The sequence below is a fragment of the Massilia timonae genome (assembly GCF_001866515.1).
Classification (GTDB): Bacteria; Pseudomonadota; Gammaproteobacteria; order Burkholderiales; family Burkholderiaceae_D; genus Telluria; species Telluria timonae.
In genome coordinates, this window is record NZ_JRYB01000001.1 from 5325020 (window position 1) to 5341983 (window position 16964).

Sequence of the window (16964 nt, forward strand, 5' to 3'; positions counted from 1 at the left end):
CCACCCATCCGCATGGACACGAGGTCCACACCGTGAGCGCCGCCCCGATCGCCAGCCGGCAGGCCGGACTGCGCAGCTGGCTGCCGCCGCTGGTCGCGGCCGTGCTCTTGTGCGCGGCAGTCTGGGTCCTGCACGGCGAACTCCAGCAGATCCGTTATCGCGACCTGCAGGCGGCGCTGGCCCGCCTCGGCGCCGGGCATCTGCTGCTCGCCCTGCTGTGCTGCGCGGCCAACTACCTGGTCCTGAGCTGCTACGACCAGCTGGCCTTCGTCTACATCGGCAAGCGCATCGCACGCGCGCGCATCGCCCTGACCGCTGTCATCGGCTACGCGATCAGCAACAGCGTCGGCTTCGCACTGCTGTCGGGGACGGCCGTGCGCCACCGCTTCTATTCGCGTTGGGGCGTAGGCGGCGCCGACCTGTCCCGGATCGTGGCGCTGAATGGCATCACCTATTGGCTTGGCCTGCTGGCTTTGGGCGGCTGGAGCCTCGTCAATCACCCGCATGCCTGGCTGCAGGGCGAACTGGCGCAACGCGGCGCGCAGTGGCTCGGCCTGGTCTGCCTGGCGCTCGTGGGCAGCTACCTGTTCCTGCCGCTGGCGCGCAAGACGCCGCTACGGGTGCGCGGCTTCGATATGCGAATCCCGCCGCTGCCGCTCACGCTGGCCCAGCTGCTGGTGTCGATGACCGACTGGATGCTCGCGGCCGGCATCCTGTATGTCCTGCTGCCGCCAGGCGGCCCGCCCTACCCCGTCGTGCTTGGCGCCTTCCTCGCGGCGCAGCTGGTGGCGCTGGCCAGCCACGTGCCCGGCGGGCTCGGCGTCTTCGACGGCATCGTGGCGCTGCTGCTGGCGCCGTACCTGCGCGCCGACCAGATCGTGGCGGCGCTGCTGCTGTACCGCCTGGTCTATTATCTGCTGCCGCTGAGCCTGGCGCTGGTCCTGCTGGTCGGCGACGAGACGCGGCGCCGGCGCGGGCGCCTGCAACAGCTCGACCAGTCGCTGGGCCAGCACTCGGTGCGGCTCGCGCCCAGGATCCTGGCGCTGTTCACCTTCATGGGCGGCCTGCTGCTGCTGGTCTCGGGCGCCACGCCGGCCGCGCACGAACGGCTGCACTGGCTGTCGCGCCTGTTTCCGGTCGGCCTGTTCGAAGCGTCGCATTTCATCGGCAGCGTCGTGGGCGTGGCCCTGCTGCTGCTGGCGCAGGCGATCGCGCGCCGCATCCGGCTGGCCTGGCAGCTCGCCGTCGGCGCGCTGGCCGCCGGCATCGCGGCCTCGCTGCTCAAGGGCGGCGACTGGGAAGAAGCGACGCTGCTGGCCTTGCTATTGCTGGTGTTCGCGCCGAGCCGCCGCCTGTTCGACAGGCGCGCGGCGCTGTTCGACACCCGTTTCTCGCCCGGCTGGATCGTCGCGATCGCGGCCGCCTTCGGCGCCTCGCTGTGGATCGGCGTCTTCGCCTATCGCCACGTCGACTATTCGAACACGCTGTGGTGGCAGGTGGCCTTGCACGCCGACGCGCCGCGCTTCCTGCGCGCCAGCCTGGGCGCCGCCGTGGTCCTGTTCGCCTTCGGCGTCGCGCGCCTGCTCAGGCCGCCGCCGCACCTGGCCGAACCGCCATCGAACGAGACGCTGGCCGACGCCGAGCGCATCGTGCGCGCACAGGGCGCGACCTTGCCCTACCTGGCCTGGCTGCGCGACAAGGAGCTGCTGTTCAACCCAGAGCGCACGGCCTTCATCATGTACGGCGTGCGCGGCCGCACCTGGGTGGCGCTGGGCGATCCGGTCGGCCCGCCAGCCGCCGCCGCGTTCTTGACACGCGACTTCGTCGAGCGCGCGGATGATGCCGGCGCCACCCCGGTGTTCTACCAGGTGCATCCGGAGCAGCTGCACTGCTACGCCGACCTGGGGCTGGCGTTCGCCAAGTTCGGCGAGGAAGCGCGCATCCGCCTCGACAGCCTGTCGCTGGCGGGAGGGCGCTTCAAGGATCTAAGGGCTGCCATGCAGCGCCTAAAGCGCGAGCACGTGGATTTCCGGATCGTGGCGCCGGAATCCGTGCCGGCGATCCTGCCGCAGCTGCGTTCGGTGTCGGATGACTGGCTGGCCGGCAAGGCCGGCGGCGAAAAGGGATTTTCGCTGGGCTTCTTTGCCGATGACTATCTGACGCGGCAACCGGTCGCGGTGCTCGAGCGCGAAGGCCGCATCGTGGCCTTCGCCAACCTGTTGTGCGGGCCCACCGGCGAGGAACTGTCGATCGACCTGATGCGGTTCATGCACGCGGCACCGCGCGGCCTGATGGATGGCTTGCTCACCCATGTCTTCCTGTGGGGCCAGGAGCACGGCTACCGCTGGTTCAACCTCGGCATGGCGCCGCTGTCCGGCGTGCGCGCGTCGCGGGCCACGCCCATGTGGAACCGGCTGGCCGGCTTCGTGTACCGGCATGGGGAGTCGTTCTACAAATTCCAGGGACTGCGCGCGTACAAGGAGAAATTCCATCCGGTGTGGGAGCCGCGGTATATCGCCTATGCGAGCGGGAAGTTTCTTCCGGCGCTGCTGGCCGATGTGGCGGCGCTGTCGGCACGGGGGTATGCCAGGATCTTCGGGTAAAGGCATATTCAGAGTGCGGCGCCAGGGGGCGGCTCAAACCGCCCGGCATCGGCCGTTTCGAAAGTCTCGCGGCGATGTACGGCGCATGATGGCCAATGACCGCATTGCCTGGAGGACCACCATGGCGCGCCACGCGCGACTGCACATCTGCTTCCTGGCATGTGCGCCGGCGGGCTGTTCACGCTCGCGATGGCGCGGCGCCGACGCCGCCAGCATCGAACCTGACGCAGACGGTGGGATACGCCTACGTCCCGCAGGCCGCCCACGCGCGAGCACGCGCGCAGCTTCGAATTACGCCCTCAGGGCAGGACACGCAGAGCGCGCAGGCGCTCTACTCGGCTGATACGCCAACAATGAAAAAAGCCACCTTGCGGTGGCTTTTTTCATCAAACTTGGCGGAGACGGTGGGATTCGAACCCACGATACGGGTATAAGCCGTATGCTTCCTTAGCAGGGAAGTGCCTTCGGCCACTCGGCCACGTCTCCCATCAGAACCGGCGTTTGCACGTCAGCGCTGAGTGCAGGCATCTTAAGGGCTGGACCTCATTGCGTCAAGGACGCACGCCCAAAAATTTTGAAATTTGTTAACCTTGCTCCAGGCCAAATGCCTTGTGCAGTGCGCGCACTGCGAGCTCCATATACTTCTCGTCGATCAGCACCGAAATCTTGATTTCGGAGGTCGAGATCATCTGGATGTTGATGCCCTCTTCCGACAAGGTGCGGAACATCTGCGACGCCACGCCGACGTGGCTGCGCATGCCCACGCCCACCGCCGACACCTTCGACACCTTGGCGTCGCCCAGCACCTTGGTGGCGCCCAGCGCCTGCTGCTGGCTCTCCAGCACGCCCATCGCGCGCACGTAGTCATTGCGCGGCACGGTGAAGGTGAAATCGGTCTTGCCGTCCACCGACTGGTTCTGGATGATCATGTCGACTTCGATGTTCGCTTCGGCGATCGGGCCCAGGATGTGGTACGCCACGCCCGGCTTGTCCGGCACGCCCAGGACGGTGATCTTTGCTTCGTCGCGATTGAACGCGATGCCGGAGATGACGGCTTGTTCCATATTGCTTTCTTCCTCAAACGAAATCAGGGTGCCGGACTGGGCTTCTTCTTCCAGCGGCATCAGGGGATCGGTCAGCGACGACAGCACGCGCGTCGGCACCTGGTAGTTACCGGCGAACTCGACCGAGCGAGTCTGCAGCACCTTCGAGCCCAGCGAGGCCAGTTCGAGCATTTCCTCGAACGTGATCTTCGACAGGCGGCGCGCCTCGTCCACCACGCGTGGATCGGTCGTGTAGACGCCGTCGACGTCAGTGTAGATCAGGCATTCCTCGGCCTTCAGCGCGGCCGCAATCGCCACTGCCGAGGTATCCGAGCCGCCACGACCCAGGGTCGAGATATTGCCTTCTTCATCCACGCCCTGGAAGCCGGTGATGATGACGATCTTGCCGGCCGCGACGTCGCGCAGCACGCGGCTGTCGTCGATCGACTGGATGCGCGCCTTGGTGAACGAGGAGTCGGTGCGGATGCCCGCCTGCCAGCCGGTGTACGACACCGCATCCTTGCCGATGGCCAGCAGTGCCATGGCCAGGAGGCCAACCGACACCTGCTCGCCGGTCGAGGCGATCATGTCCAGTTCGCGCGGGTCGGGTTGCGGCATGATTTCCTTGGCCAGACCAATCAGGCGGTTGGTCTCGCCCGACATCGCGGACGGCACAACGACGATTTGGTGACCTGCGTCATGCCACTTGGCCACCCGGGCCGCGACATTCTTGATACGGTCCGTCGAGCCCATCGACGTCCCGCCATATTTGTGGACAATTAAAGCCATATCAGGAAGGGTTCCAGCTTGTGTAAAGAGAAAAGAAGACTCTTAATGTAGCATGCTGCAACGCGGCATCACAAGGCTTGGAGATCGAAAAAGCTATATGGAAAGAAAATAACCTAATGCGTTTTCGGAATACACTTGCCTATACAATCTAGCTTCAGTTCACTTCCCAGCGCAGCGCGATCAGCTCCTGACCAAGCGCCGACCAGTGCCGGCAATCCATGCCGATGCCGGCGGCGAACAGCAGGTCGAGGTCGCGGCTGACCGTCGGCAGCCGCTCGCGCTCCCATGCCGGCACGCCCAGCGCCTGGTAATGCGCCTTCAGGCTGCGCGACGGCCGGTTGGCCGCGGGCTTCAGGCGCTCGCCGCCCTTGCGGAAATCGATGGTCAGGGTTTGCGCGCGCAGCCAGGCCGCATCGAAGCCCTGCCGCGCCGGCTCGAAGTGCAGCACGCCGCCGTAGTCCGGGAAGGCGATCGACGCCTCGCCCTGCCAGCGGAACGCTTGCCCTTCCCTGTCGAGCACGCCGATATCGTCGGGATCGCGCATGCCGGCCAAGTCCGGCAAGTGCGGCGTGAGATACAGCTTGCCGCGGTGGCGGCGGATATGGCAGCCCGGATGCGTGACCTTCAATTGCGCATCCTCGCGCGCCGAGAACAGTTGCGCCACCATCTCGTTCAACCAGGCGGTCGACGGCATCGCCAGGCCGCGCACCATGAACAGGTGGCGCATGAAGTTGTCGATGCGGTCGGCGCTCAAGCTGCCAAGACAGGCCAGGTCGATGGCGTCGCCATCCTGGCAGGCCGCCAGGTCCTGGGCCGCCAGTTCGTCGAGCAGGCGCTGGGCCGAGGCCACGTGGGCAGCGCCGCGCGCCAGCCGCGCCTGGAAGCCGGGGAAGTTCGCCGCCAGCGCCGGCATCACCTGGTGGCGCAGCGCATTGCGGGTATAGCGCGGGTCCTGGTTCGACTCGTCCTCGACCCAGTGCAATCCATGCTCGGCCGCATACGCTTCCAGGGCGGCGCGCGGCAGCGACAGCAAGGGCCGCGCCATCGGCAGGCCGGCGACACCCAGCAATCCTGGCGCGAGATTGTCGGCATCCATGCCCGACAGGCCGGCCGGACCCGAACCGCGCAGCAATTGCAGCAGCACGGTCTCGGCCTGGTCGTCGAGATGGTGGGCGGTCAGGAGCAGACTGGCGCCATGCGCGCGGCACATCTCGCCCAGCGCGGCGTAGCGCAGCTTGCGCGCCGCGGCCTCGACGCCGGAACCGTCGTGCGCGATCGTCACCCGGCGCTGGTCGAAGCCGACGCCGAGCGCCGCCGCACTGCGCTCGCAATGCGCGCGCCAGTCATCGGCATGCGGGCTCAGTCCGTGATGAACGTGGAAGGCATGCAGCCGCACGCCCTGCTGTGCGCACCAGTCGTGCGCCAGCCGCAGCACGACCATCGAATCGAGGCCGCCGCTACACGCAACTGCGATGGATTGGGGGGAGTATTTGGCGCGCAAGCCGGACATGGCTTGCGCGAACGATGCCGGGACCAGCCCGGCCGGGTTGGCCCCGCTGTTGGAACGGCTCAGAGGATTACTCCTCGCGCGGCAGCGTTTCCTTGAACTTGCCATAGCTCATCAGCTTCGCGTGACGGGCTTCCAGCAAGTCCTTGGTTTTCATGCCCTGGAACTGGCGCAGCGAATCGGCCAGCGCGCGCTTGAGCATTTGCGCCATCTGCGCCGGATCGCGGTGGGCGCCGCCGAGCGGTTCGGTGACGATCTTGTCGACCAGGCCCATCGCCTTCAGGCGGTGCGCGGTCAGGCCCAGGGCTTCGGCGGCGTCGGCCGCGCGTTCCGAGGTCTTCCACAGGATCGAGGCGCAGCCTTCCGGCGAGATCACCGAATAGGTGGAGTATTGCAGCATCAGCACCGCATCGCCGACGGCGATCGCCAGCGCGCCGCCCGAACCGCCTTCGCCGATGATGGTGGCGATCAGCGGCACTTTCAGTTCGGCCATCACGTACAGGTTGTGACCGATCGCTTCGGACTGGCCGCGCTCCTCGGCGTCGATGCCGGGGAATGCGCCGGGCGTGTCGACAAACGTGAAGATCGGCAGGCCGAATTTTTCCGCCAGCTTCATCAGGCGCATCGCCTTGCGGTAGCCTTCGGGCTTCGGCATGCCGAAGTTGCGCATCGCGCGCTCTTTGGTGTCGCGACCCTTCTGGTGGCCGATCACCATGCATGGCTGGCCGTTGAAGCGGGCCAGGCCGCCGATGATCGACTGGTCGTCGGCGAAGGTGCGGTCGCCGTGCAGCTCATGGAAATCGGTGAAGATCGCGTTCACGTAGTCCATCGTGTAAGGACGCTGCGGGTGGCGCGCGATCTGCGACACTTGCCACGGAGTCAGCTTGGCATAGATGTCCTTGGTGAGCTGCTGGCTCTTCTTGTCCAGGCGATCGATCTCTTCGGAGATGTCGACAGCGGAATCGTCTTGTACGAAACGCAGCTCTTCAATCTTGGAATCGAGCTCGGCAATCGGCTGCTCAAAATTGAGGAAAGTTGTTTTAGTCATTGTACCTCCGGGGTAATGTCTTGGCCGCGCTCCGTTATGCGCGGCGGATCAGGGCGCTATTCTACCGTAAGCCGACAGCGTATCGAACGCCTGAATTGCTCAGTTGGCGGGCGATACGGTGGATGCAACCGGGTCCAGGCTGCGCCACAAATACCATGTAGCAACCGTGCGCCAGGGTTCCCAGTTGGCGGAGACCTCGCGCGCATCGCTGCGCGAGACCGGCTCGCCCGAGAAATAGTTTTGGCTGATGCCCTGGATCAGGCCGGGGTCGTCCAGTGGCAGGACGTTCGGCCGCAGCAGATTAAATATCAAAAACATCTCGGCTGTCCAGCGCGTGATGCCGCGGATCTGGACCAGCTCGGCGATGACGGCTTCGTCATCCATTTCCGACCACAGGTCGGCATGCACCCGCTTGGCCTTGAAATGGTCGGCCAGGTCGAGGATGTATTCGGTCTTGCGCTTGGACAGGCCGCACCCCGACAGCTGCACCGCCCCCAGCTTGAGCACCTGGCTCGGCGCCAGTTTCGGACAGACGGCAAGCAATTTGCCCCAGGCCAGGTCGGCCGCTTTCGGCGTCACCTGCTGGCCCACGATCGACCGCGCCAGCGTGATGAACGGGTCGGGCTGGCCGCGCAGGTGCAGGTCGCCGAACTGGGGGATCAGCTTGTTCATGATGCGGTCGCGCTGCATCAGTTCGCGCTTGGCCTCGGCCCAATAGATCGGCACCGCCAGCGCATCCTGCGCCGGCAGCGCGGGCGACTCCACGCTGGCGCCTGCGGCGGCGCCGCCGGCCTTGTCCTTGTTGGCTGCCATTATGCGCGGCGCCAGGTCGTTCCGTCGGCCTTGTCTTCCAGGACGATGCCGGCTGCCGTGAGTTCCTTGCGGATCGCGTCGGCCTGGGCGAAGTCGCGTGCGGCCTTGGCGGCCGCGCGGCGCGCGATCGCATCGAGGATCGCCGCTTCATCGAGCCCGCCGCTGCCCGGCGTGCCGGCCTGCAGGAAGGCTTGCGGCGCGCGCTCGAGCAGGCCCAGCACGGCGGCCAGCGCCTTCAACTGGCGTGCAGTCTCGACCGACTTGCCGCGATTGACTTCGCTCGCCAGGTCGAACAGTTCGGCCACCGCCAGCGGGGTGTTGAAATCGTCGTCCATCGCGTCGCGGAAGCGCTTCGCGTGCGCTTCGTCCCAGTCGACGGCCAGTTCGCCATCGCCCAGGTCGACGTCGGCGAGCGCCGTGTACAGGCGCGTCAGCGCGCCCCTGGCGTCGTCGATGTGCACGTCCGAGTAATTCAGCGGGCTGCGATAGTGGGCGCGCAGGATGAAGAAGCGCACCACTTCGGCGTCGTACTTCGCGAGGACTTCACGGATGGTGAAGAAGTTGCCCAGCGACTTGGACATCTTTTCGTTATCCACACGCACGAAGCCGTTGTGGATCCAGTAGTTGACCATCGGGCCGCCGAAGGCGCCTTCGGATTGCGCGATCTCGTTCTCGTGGTGCGGGAACTGCAGGTCGGCGCCGCCGCCGTGGATGTCGAAGTGCTCGCCGAGCGTGGCGCACGACATGGCCGAGCACTCGATGTGCCAGCCCGGACGGCCGCGGCCCCACTGCGAATCCCATTTGGCCTCGAGAGGTTCGGATTCCTTGGCGGCCTTCCACAGCACGAAGTCGAGCGGATCGCGCTTGGCCGTCTTGACGTCGACGCGCTCGCCGGCGCGCAGGTCGTCCAGCGACTTGCCGGACAGCTTGCCGTAGCCTTCGAAACCGCGCACGGCGTAGTTGACGTCGCCATCCTCGGTTTGATAGGCCAGCCCTTTTTGCTCGAGCTTCTCGATGATCGACAGCATGTGCGGCACGTATTCGGTGGCGCGCGGCACCACGGTCGGCGGCAGGATGCCGAGCGCGTCCGTGTCTTCGTCCATGTATTTCTCGAAGCGCTTGGTCAGCGCGCCGATGGTCTCGCCATTCTCGACCGCGCGCCGGATGATCTTGTCGTCGATATCGGTGATGTTGCGCACGTAGTTGACTTCGTAGCCGGATGCCATCAGCCAGCGGTACACGACGTCGAAAGCCATCATCATTCGCGCGTGGCCGACATGGCAGTAATCGTAGACGGTCATGCCGCATACATACATGCCGACCTTGCCTGCGACCTTGGGAACGAATACCTGCTTGTCACGCGCGAGCGTGTTGTAAATCTTGAGTTGGCTCATTGAGTTCCGTTTCGGAAGAGGAGCGCCGGGCGCAGCGCAAGCCGCAATAGCCACCCGGCGCAGCAGTGGACGCGCGCATCGGGCGGGTGCGGCGACGGGTTCGCCTGGCTCCTCGGTGTTGTTCTTATTTGATAGAATGGGGCGCTTGACTACGAACGCCTTTCGTAAAGTATAGCATTGATAAAATCCCGGCTGGCCGCCTACGGTCCAGCTTTATTTTTCGGGAAAACCCTTGACAGCGCCTTGCGCGAGGTCCATCAGAGGAAGCCAGATGTCGTCATCGATCACCCGCCGATCCCTGCTCGCCCGCATGACGGGCGCCACCGCCCTGCTCGCCTGCGGCCTGCTGTTCGCAGGCGCCGCGCCGGCCCAGGAAGCCGTTGATCCGGCTGCGGCGCCCGAGGCCGCCGCAGCCCCGGTCATGGTCGGCCCGCAGTATGCGATCAAGACCACCATGGGCGAGATCGTCGTCCAGCTCGACCAGGAAAAAGCCCCCAGGACGGTCGCCAACTTCGCCGCCTACGCCAAGTCGGGCTTTTACAAGGGCACGATCTTCCACCGCGTGATCGACGGCTTCATGATCCAGGCCGGCGGCATGAACGAGAAATTCGAGGGCCGCAAAACCCTCAAGCCGGTGAAGAACGAGTCGGATAACGGCCTGTCGAACCAGCCCTATACCATCGCCATGGCGCGCGAGGACAACCCCGACAGCGCGACCTCGCAATGGTTCATCAACGTGGCCGACAATTCCGGCATCGACCACCCCTTCGTCAAGGGTTCGGGCTATACCGTGTTCGGCAAGGTCGTGAAGGGCCAGGAGGTGGTCGACAAGATCAAGGGCGTGGTCGTCGACGACGTGCGCGGCATGCAGAACGTGCCGGTGGTGCCGATCAAGATTACGAACGTCACCCTGCTGAAGGGCGACAAGCTAGTAAAATAACGGTTTTGCCGCAGTTGCAATACCGGGCAAACAACAACCCATAGAACAGGACAAGCTATGACGACCATTCTCATCACCACCAACCAGGGCAATATCACCGCCGAGCTGGACGCCGAAAAAGCACCGAAGACCGTTGCCAACTTCCTCGACTACGTGGGCAAGGGCCACTTCACCAACACCATCTTCCACCGCGTGATCAAGGACTTCATGATCCAGGGCGGCGGCTTCGAGCCAGGCATGAAGCAAAAAGCCACCGAAGCGACCGTCGAGAACGAAGCCAAGAACGGCCTGAAGAACGACAAGTACACGCTGGCCATGGCCCGCACCTCGGCGCCGCACTCGGCATCGGCCCAGTTCTTCATCAACACCAAGAACAACGCCTTCCTCGACTACCCGGGCCAGGACGGCTGGGGCTACGCCGTGTTCGGCAAAGTGACCGAAGGCCAGGACGTGGTCGACGCGATCAACGGCGTCAAGACCACCCGCAGCGGCATGCACTCGGACGTGCCGGTCGACGCGGTCATCATCGAAAAGATCGAAGTGCTGTAATGCACGGCGCGCACTGGCACCGGTCAATCCGATGACGTGTACTGGGCGCCCGTTCGCGCTGTTCATCTCCGACCTGCACCTGCAGGTCTCGCACCCGCGCACGCTGCAGGCCTTCCTGGCCTTCCTGAGCGCGCGCGCGGTGCAGGCCGAGCGGCTCTACCTGCTCGGCGACATCTTCGAATACTGGGCCGGCGACGACGACCTCGCCGACCCGTTCAACGCGCAGGTGGTCGCCGCGATCCGCACGGTGGCCGACGCCGGCACCGCCGTCCACTGGATGGCCGGCAACCGCGATTTCCTGGTCGGCGACGCCTTCGCCAAGGCCGCCGGCCTGCAACTGCTGCAAGACCCGCACGTGATCGAGGCCGGCGCGCGCCGCGTGGCCCTGCTGCACGGCGACGCCCAGTGCACGCTCGACACGCAATACATGGCGTTTCGCGCCCAGGTGCGCCAACCCGCCTGGCAAGCCAACTTCCTCGGCATGCCGCTGGCCCAGCGCAAGGCGATCATCGCCGGCCTGCGCCAGGGTTCGCGCGACGCCCACACCGGGAAAGCGTACGAGACCGTGGACGTCACGCCTGATGCGATCGACGCCGTGTTCCTCGAGACCGGGGCCGACGTCATCATCCATGGCCATACCCACCGCCCCGCCGTGCACGAGCATGGAAAGAAGCTGCGCTACGTGCTGCCCGATTGGGAACTCGACGCCGAGCCGATGCGCGGCGGCTGGTTCGCGCTGCACGCCGACGGCAGTATCGTGCGCCACGACTTTACCGAACTGACGCAGTAGGAACGGCGATGTCGGGATGAAACCCGACGTCTGCATCTTTACATTTACGCCTATGGTGTTATAGTTCACTACAACACCACCGCAATACATCACCAAGGAGGCATGCATGAGCATTACACTGCAAGGCACCGTGAGGGAGGCCACCGATGAGCGCCGACTGGAACGATAGCACCCCGATCTACCGCCAGCTCAAGGAGCGGGTGGTCGGCATGATGCTCGACGGCGTGTTGAAAGCCGGCGACGCCCTGCCCTCGGTGCGATCGATCGCCGCCGAGTACCAACTGAACCCGATAACAGTGTCGAAGGCATACCAGGAACTCGTCGACGAGCGCCTGGTGGAAAAACGAAGGGGAATAGGCATGTACGTCACCGAGGGAGCAAGCGAAAAACTGCTGGCAAGCGAACGCGAACGTTTCGTCCGCGAAGAGTGGCCGGCCATGGTCGAGCGCATCCGCCGCCTGGGGCTGGATGTCGAACAGCTGCTGCGCGACAGCGGCAATCCACAGGGAGGTGCGGCATGAACACCGTTCAAGACGCGGTCCATGACACGTCTGCGAGCCCGGCCTCCGGCGCCGTCCTGTCCGCACGCGGCTTGACCAAGCACTACGGCAAGCAGGTGGCGGTCGACGGCATCGACTTCGAGATTCCGGCCGGGCGCATCGTCGGCCTGATCGGCCCCAATGGTTCGGGCAAGACCACCACGCTCAAGGCGGCCCTGGGCCTGATCCCGTTCGAGGGCGAGCTGTCCGTGCTGGGCCTCGATCCGCGCACCCGGCGCGACGACCTGATGAAGGACGTGTGCTTCATCGCCGACGTCGCCATCCTGCCGCGCTGGCTGCGGGTCAAGGACGCGGTGGACTTCGTGGAGGGCGTGCATCCGCGCTTCGACCGCAGCAAGGCCGAACGCTACATCGCCAACACCAGGCTGAGGCCAGGCATGAAGGTCAAGGAAATGTCGAAGGGCATGGTCGTGCAGTTGCACCTGGCGCTGGTGATGGCGATCGACGCCCGGCTGCTGGTACTGGACGAGCCGACGCTCGGACTCGACATCCTGTATCGCAAGCAGTTCTACCAGCACCTGCTCGAAGACTACTTTGACGAACAAAAAACCATCGTCATCACGACCCACCAGGTGGAAGAAGTCGAGCACATCCTGACCGACCTGCTGTTCATCCGCGACGGCAAGATCGCGCTGGCGGCGTCGATGGAAGAGATCGGCCGGCGCTACGTCGAGGTGATGGTGCCGAACGAAAAGGCCGCCGCGGCGCGCGCCCTGCAGCCGCTCGACCAGCGCGCCATGTTCGGCAAGTCGGTGATGCTGTTCGATACCGAGCGCGCGGGCGGCTTGTCGCGCAGCCAGCTCGAAGCCCTCGGTGAAGTGCGCCACCCGAGCGTGGCCGACCTGTTCGTCGCCACCATGAAAGGAAGCTACGCATGAACACGCACATGAGCACGATGAAATGGCTGATCCGGCGCGAGCTGTGGGAACACAAGGGCGCGTTCGTCTATGCGCCGCTGGCGGTGGCGGCGGCCCTGGTGCTGCTGCTCGGCGGCGGCTTCCTGTACGCGTTGTCCTCCTCCGCCTTCCATATCCAGCACAATGGACAGCAGATGATCACGATCGAGGGCGTCCCGCCGGAGATGTACGCCAAGGCGGCGGCGATGGCGGCCTCGAGCTACCTGGCGATCACGGCGCCGCTGTTCCTGGTGCTGCCGGTGGTGGTGTTCTTCTACTGCCTGGCCGCCCTGCACGACGAACGGCGCGACCGCAGCATCCTGTTCTGGAAGTCGCTGCCGATGTCGGACGGGCAGACCGTGCTCTCGAAGGCCGCGGTCGCGCTGGTGGTGGCGCCGCTGCTGACGGTGGCGATCGGCATCGCCACCTCCCTCGTGCTGCTGGTGCTTGGCCTGCTGGCCAGCGCGGTCAAGGGCGTCAACCTGATCGCCCCGGTGCTGGCCAACGCGAACTTCTACCTGTCGCCGCTCTACCTGCTGGCCTTCGTGCCGCTGTACATCCTGTGGGCGCTGCCGACGGTCGGCTGGCTGCTGCTGGTGTCGAGCTGGGCCCGCTCGAAGGTGTTCCTGTGGGCGGTGGGCGTGCCCCTGGTGGCGCTGGCCCTGCTGGCCTGGTTCGACTTCCTGGTCGGCCGCTTCTCGGGGCTGAGCCTGAACGTCAAGTGGTTCGGCGAAGAAGTGGTGGCGCGCATCCTCGGCGGCCTGATGCCGGGCATCTGGTTCGGCGAGGTCAATGGCAGGGCGCTGGCCGAACAGAATGCCGGCTTCGACGCGCCGATGCTGCTCGGCCTGTCCTACGGCACGCTGGCCTCGCCCGCGGTGTGGATCGCCGCCGTCGCCGGCTGCGCGATGATCTACGGGGCGATCCGCCTGCGCCGCTGGCGCGACGAGGGCTGAGCGCGATGCGCGTCCTGCCTGCGCTGCTGGCTGGCGCGCTGTTCGGCGCCAGCGTGGCCAGCGCTGCCGATCGGAGCGCGCCGGACAATCCGGATACCATCAACGTCAATGCGGTGCGCGATCCGGAAGTCCGGCGCTACACGTCGATCCTGGCCGGACTCGACGCCTTCGACCATCACCATCACCTCGCGCCTGGCGTCGACGCCCTGCGCTTTCGGGTCCAGCCACCGCGCGATCCCGCGTCCGACGCCACCGTCCGTGTGCGACTCGAGGGCGATGGCGGTTTCGTCTTGCCGATCGCGCCGGATGCGCGCGGCGAGTACGTGGTGCCGCGCAGCGAAGAAGCGAAGGCCGCGAACAGTGAGCTGGTGCTGAACCAGAAGAGCAGCCGCTATCGCATCCAGCCGCATGTGCGCACCCCGGGCCTGCCGGAAAACGTGCGCCGGCTGGGCGACCTGCGGCTCGAGTGCAAGGTGTGGGTGGCGATCTCGAAGAACGAGATCGGCCTGATGTGGACGCTGACCATCAACGGTCTGCTGCGCACCCGCGACTGGTGCACCTTTCTCGACAAGGGGAAGGCAGGCTATGCCTTCCACGTGCGGGAACGGCTCGTGCGCGCCATACTGCACGAGGGAAACCGCAGCGCGCTGCTCGAATCCCGCCGGCGCAGCTTCATGGCGCCGCTCCACGACATGTCGTGGAGCGACGAGGCGCTGGTCGAACTGGAATACGAAACGCCTACTGGAACTGCTGGCGAAACGCCTCGAACTGGGCCTTGAGCTCATCCATCTGGCCGCGCAGCGACGCCACTTCTTCTTCGAGCTGGGCGATGCGGCCGCCCTGGGTCAGGCCGCTCGCGCTGCTGGACGTCTGCTCGCTGCCGGCGACGATGGTGATCTCTCCGCCCAGCAGGTGGCCGTAGCGCGATTCCTTGGTGCCCGGCGCGCGTTCCAGCTTGGCCACCAGCGGTGGGTATTTGTCGATCAGGAACTGCAGCGCCGTCTCGACGTCCAGCACGCTCTTGAACTCGTGCAGGCGGCCGCTGCGGGTGCGGATTTCGCCGGCGGTCTGCAGGCCACGCAGCATCAGGACCGTGAGCACGGCCAGCTTGTCCTGCTCCAGCGTCCACTTGATGCGCATGCGGTGCTCGTACTTCACCACGCGCGCGCCGGCCTGCGAGATGGCACCCACCAGCTTGCGTTCGGTGAGACGCTGCAGGGTGTCGAGCACGATATCGTCCGACAGCTGCATCACCGGATCGCGGCTCGACAGCTGGTTGCAACCGTTCACGATCGCGTTCAGCGACATCGGATAGTTATCGGGGGTCAGCGCTTCTTTTTCGGCCAGCACGGCCAGCACGCGCAGCTCTACCGGGTCAAGCACGGCTGCGGCGTCGGCGCCGCCAGTCGCTTCATTCGTCATGCGATTCCTTCATCTACTTAATCTACTTAATCGACCAACCGGTTCAGTTGTTCCGAGTCGAGTTTATCACCCTCCTGCACGCGCGGGCAGCACAGGCCGGCCGCGCGCACCGTCTCGGTGAGGCGCTCGATCTGCTCGTCCTGGCGCGCGGCATGGTCGATCAGGCCGCGCAGGGCTTTCGACAGCGGGTCGTCGCCGTTGGGCGTGACGCCATAGGCGGCGAACATGCGCGCGCTGCGCGACTGGTCTTGTTTCTGGATCAGGTGGGCCGGATTGCCGACCGCCGTGGCGCCGGCCGGCACCGGCTTGACCACCACCGCGTTGGAACCGATCTTGGCGTATTCGCCGACCGTGAAGGCGCCCAGCACCTGGGCGCCGGCGCCGACGATCACGCCGCGCTCGAGCGTCGGATGGCGCTTGGTGCCGGCCACCAGCGTGGTGCCGCCCAGCGTGACGCCCTGGTAGATGGTGCAGTCGTCGCCGATCACGGCGGTCTCGCCGATCACCACGCCGAAGCCGTGGTCGATGAAGACCCGGCGGCCGATCGCGGCGCCGGGGTGGATCTCGATGCCGGTGACGATGCGGGCCAGGTGCGCGATGAAGCGGCCGAGCCATTTCAGGCCCATGCGCCAGCAGGCGTGGGCCCAGCGGTGGGCGACGATGGCGTGCAGGCCCGGATAGCAGGTCAGCACTTCCCAGCCGTTGCGGGCGGCGGGATCGCGCTCGATGATGTTGCGAATGTCTTCGCGCAGTCGTGAGAAAAACATGGTGACGCTCAGGATGGAACGGCTTTCATGGTAGCCGATCCGGGAATGGAATGCTCGTGGGGATGTTGCTGCGCAGGGAAGCGGCCTGGACGCGATGCCAGGCCGTTGCAGCCATGCTGCTCGGGCGGGAAAATCAGCCTTCGCGCGCGATGCGCTGGCGGCGCGCCTCGTACAGGCAGACGCCCGAGGCGACCGACACGTTCAGGCTCTCGACCGAGCCGAACATCGGGATATTGACCAGCACGTCGCAGGTCTCGCGCGTCAGGCGGCGCATGCCCTCGCCTTCCGAACCCATGACCAGGGCGGCCGGGCCGGTGAAATCGGCCTCGTACAGGCCGCGTTCGGCGTCGTCCGAGGTGCCGATCAGCAGGATGTCGCGCTCCTTCAGCTCGCGCATGGTGCGCGCCAGGTTGGTGACGGTAATGTAGGGCACGGTCTCGGCCGCGCCGCTGGCGACCTTGGCGGCGGTGGCGTTCAGGCCGACCGCGCGGTCCTTCGGCACGATCACCGCGTGCGCGCCGACGCCGTCGGCCACGCGCAGGCAGGCGCCCAGGTTGTGCGGGTCGGTGATGCCGTCCAGGATCAGGAGCAGCGGCGGACCCTCGATGGCGTCGAGCAGCTCGTCCAGGTTGCGCGCCAGCGCCAGCTGGCTGGCGAAGGCGATCACGCCCTGGTGGCGGCGGGTGCCGGTGATCTTGTCGAGGCGCGAGGCGTCGACCGGCATCACACGCACGCCGGCCGCCTTGGCATTGGCGATCAGGTCCTTCATGCGGCCGTCGTTGCGCTCGGCGTCGACGAAGATCTCTTCCACCGACTGGGCCTCGTGACGCAGGCGCGAAGTCACGGCGTGGAAGCCGAAAATCATTTTATTTTTCATTCTTTACTTC

General features: G+C 65.8%; 16 protein-coding genes and 1 tRNA gene. 8 read left to right on the forward strand and 9 right to left on the reverse strand.

All coding sequences use genetic code 11. The annotated features are described in order from the left end of the window. The first annotated feature begins 32 nt into the window (after positions 1–32). The gene (gene mprF, locus LO55_RS22595; RefSeq protein WP_143054605.1) at positions 33–2603 is read left to right on the forward strand and encodes a bifunctional lysylphosphatidylglycerol flippase/synthetase MprF; all 2571 of its coding nucleotides are present in this window, start codon (positions 33–35) and stop codon (positions 2601–2603) included. A 393-nt stretch (positions 2604–2996) separates the two neighbouring features. Here the strand turns inward: mprF and LO55_RS22600 are convergent. The 6 genes from LO55_RS22600 to cysS all read right to left on the reverse strand — a co-directional run bounded on the left by LO55_RS22600 (position 2997) and on the right by cysS (position 9197). Continuing rightward, a tRNA-Ser gene (locus LO55_RS22600) sits at positions 2997–3089 on the reverse strand. A gap of 98 nt (positions 3090–3187) precedes the next feature. Continuing rightward, on the reverse strand, positions 3188–4435 hold the full coding sequence (locus LO55_RS22605) for an aspartate kinase (protein WP_071363199.1): 1248 nt from the start codon (positions 4433–4435) through the stop codon (positions 3188–3190). A gap of 154 nt (positions 4436–4589) precedes the next feature. Then, positions 4590–5945, reverse strand: a complete 1356-nt coding sequence (gene tilS, locus LO55_RS22610) for a tRNA lysidine(34) synthetase TilS (protein ID WP_071363200.1) — start codon at positions 5943–5945, stop codon at positions 4590–4592. A 67-nt stretch (positions 5946–6012) separates the two neighbouring features. Then, the gene (locus LO55_RS22615; RefSeq protein ID WP_005669899.1) at positions 6013–6990 is read right to left on the reverse strand and encodes an acetyl-CoA carboxylase carboxyltransferase subunit alpha; all 978 of its coding nucleotides are present in this window, start codon (positions 6988–6990) and stop codon (positions 6013–6015) included. A 99-nt stretch (positions 6991–7089) separates the two neighbouring features. Beyond that, the gene (locus tag LO55_RS22620; RefSeq protein WP_229410215.1) at positions 7090–7803 is read right to left on the reverse strand and encodes a DNA-3-methyladenine glycosylase family protein; all 714 of its coding nucleotides are present in this window, start codon (positions 7801–7803) and stop codon (positions 7090–7092) included. Next, on the reverse strand, positions 7803–9197 hold the full coding sequence (cysS, locus tag LO55_RS22625; protein WP_071363201.1) for a cysteine--tRNA ligase: 1395 nt from the start codon (positions 9195–9197) through the stop codon (positions 7803–7805). The genes LO55_RS22620 and cysS overlap by 1 nt, the downstream gene beginning before the upstream one ends. Positions 9198–9468: 271 nt before the next feature. On the opposite strand from cysS, the gene LO55_RS22630 reads away from it, so the two are divergent. From LO55_RS22630 to LO55_RS22660, 7 genes are all read left to right on the forward strand, one after another. Then, the gene (locus LO55_RS22630; RefSeq protein ID WP_071363202.1) at positions 9469–10137 is read left to right on the forward strand and encodes a peptidylprolyl isomerase; all 669 of its coding nucleotides are present in this window, start codon (positions 9469–9471) and stop codon (positions 10135–10137) included. Positions 10138–10194: 57 nt separating this feature from the next. Continuing rightward, positions 10195–10686 (forward strand): peptidylprolyl isomerase, encoded by a 492-nt coding sequence (locus tag LO55_RS22635; RefSeq protein ID WP_005669893.1) that lies wholly within the window; start codon positions 10195–10197, stop codon positions 10684–10686. A 31-nt stretch (positions 10687–10717) separates the two neighbouring features. Beyond that, on the forward strand, positions 10718–11476 hold the full coding sequence (locus LO55_RS22640) for a UDP-2,3-diacylglucosamine diphosphatase (RefSeq protein ID WP_071363203.1): 759 nt from the start codon (positions 10718–10720) through the stop codon (positions 11474–11476). Between the two features lie 146 nt (positions 11477–11622). After that, complete coding sequence (locus LO55_RS22645; protein ID WP_005669890.1) at positions 11623–11997, forward strand: GntR family transcriptional regulator; 375 nt, start codon at positions 11623–11625, stop codon at positions 11995–11997. Beyond that, positions 11994–12914 (forward strand): ABC transporter ATP-binding protein, encoded by a 921-nt coding sequence (locus tag LO55_RS22650; protein ID WP_071363204.1) that lies wholly within the window; start codon positions 11994–11996, stop codon positions 12912–12914. Before LO55_RS22645 ends, LO55_RS22650 begins: the two co-directional genes overlap by 4 nt. A gap of 8 nt (positions 12915–12922) precedes the next feature. Then, positions 12923–13888 (forward strand): hypothetical protein, encoded by a 966-nt coding sequence (locus LO55_RS22655; protein WP_071363938.1) that lies wholly within the window; start codon positions 12923–12925, stop codon positions 13886–13888. A gap of 5 nt (positions 13889–13893) precedes the next feature. Next, on the forward strand, positions 13894–14667 hold the full coding sequence (locus LO55_RS22660) for a hypothetical protein (protein ID WP_071363205.1): 774 nt from the start codon (positions 13894–13896) through the stop codon (positions 14665–14667). On the opposite strand, the gene LO55_RS22665 is transcribed toward LO55_RS22660, so the two are convergent. From LO55_RS22665 to rlmB, 3 genes are all read right to left on the reverse strand, one after another. Continuing rightward, positions 14627–15310, reverse strand: coding sequence for a YceH family protein (locus LO55_RS22665; protein ID WP_071363206.1), 684 nt, complete (start codon positions 15308–15310; stop codon positions 14627–14629). The two genes, LO55_RS22660 and LO55_RS22665, sit on opposite strands and share 41 nt — an antisense overlap. 26 nt (positions 15311–15336) lie before the next feature. Further along, complete coding sequence (cysE, locus tag LO55_RS22670; protein ID WP_005669881.1) at positions 15337–16077, reverse strand: serine O-acetyltransferase; 741 nt, start codon at positions 16075–16077, stop codon at positions 15337–15339. A gap of 133 nt (positions 16078–16210) precedes the next feature. Continuing rightward, positions 16211–16954 (reverse strand): 23S rRNA (guanosine(2251)-2'-O)-methyltransferase RlmB, encoded by a 744-nt coding sequence (rlmB, locus tag LO55_RS22675; RefSeq protein WP_005669879.1) that lies wholly within the window; start codon positions 16952–16954, stop codon positions 16211–16213. Positions 16955–16964: the final 10 nt, after the last annotated feature.